Source organism: Testudinibacter aquarius (assembly GCF_004342725.1).
Classification (GTDB): Bacteria; Pseudomonadota; Gammaproteobacteria; order Enterobacterales; family Pasteurellaceae; genus Chelonobacter; species Chelonobacter aquarius.
In genome coordinates, this window is the sequence record NZ_SMCP01000024.1 from 1 (window position 1) to 1,002 (window position 1,002).

The 1,002-nt window shown below is 46.0% G+C and carries 1 protein-coding gene; it reads right to left on the reverse strand.

Annotation, left to right across the window (positions count from 1 at the left end; all coding sequences use genetic code 11):
• A partial coding sequence (locus EDC16_RS12630) for an IS1182 family transposase (RefSeq protein WP_132968214.1) occupies window positions 1-925 on the reverse strand: 925 nt, incomplete at its 3' end.
• Window positions 926-1,002 lie beyond the last annotated feature (77 nt).

A 1,002-nucleotide genomic window follows, 5' to 3' on the forward strand; every position in this document is an offset into this window, starting at 1 on the left:
TATTTTTTGTACGCGGTGGGCGACGATAACCGAAAACGCCTGCAATCTCTCGTCGTTCAAGACTTTCTGCCACAGGGGCTGTAAAGTAACCGGCATCAAGACCGACTTGCTTCGGCTTAAAGCCGAGGCGTTTGGCGGTAGCATCGAGTCGTCTGATATAAGGCTGGCTGTCGTTCACATTGCCCGGTGTGACAAAGGTATCCAAAATAATACCGCACTTGCCATCAACGGTGCGGTGGTCGAGGTAAAAGAAGCCTTGCGGTTTGTTGTTGCGTGTCATAAAGCCGCTTTCAGCATCGGTGCGGCTGACTTTGGTATTTTTTAGCTTAGGCTCCGCGTCTTCTTTTACCTCAAAAGGCTTTTTTCCGACACGCAGCCTTGCCACATCAATGTCGGCATTGAGCATCTCAAGATAAGCACTGGCTTTAATCTCACGCCGTTCATTGGTAGCTTTGTTTTTGTTGGCATTGGCTTTTAAATGCGTACTGTCGGTAAACCAATGCTTGCCACCCACCACGCCTTTCTCAATGGCTTGGAAAATAATGTGCGTAAAAATCCGTTCAAACACGTCAGTACCGTTAAATCGACGAAGACGGTTTTGGCTTAAGGTGCTGGCATCAATGACTTTTTCGGTGATAGTCATTCTGAGAAACCAACGATACGCCATATTGACTTCAACTTCTTTGACCAATTGACGTTCACTCTTTATGCCGAAAATATAGCCGAGCAGCATCATTTTGAACAGGCGTACCGGGTCAATGGCGGGGCGACCATTATTATGGCAATAGAGATGAGCCACTTCATCGCGAATAAATTCAAAATCAATGGCTTGGTCGATTTTACGCACTAAATGGTCTTTCGGCACGAGTTGTTCAAGCGTGACCATTTCGAGTTTGGATTGATTAGAGGGAGGCGGCTTTAACATCGGAAACTCCTTAAAAGGCTTTTCCTTATTAGATCAAAGTCCTAGCAAAATGTCTAGGACTTTGTCAGCAGTCTGAA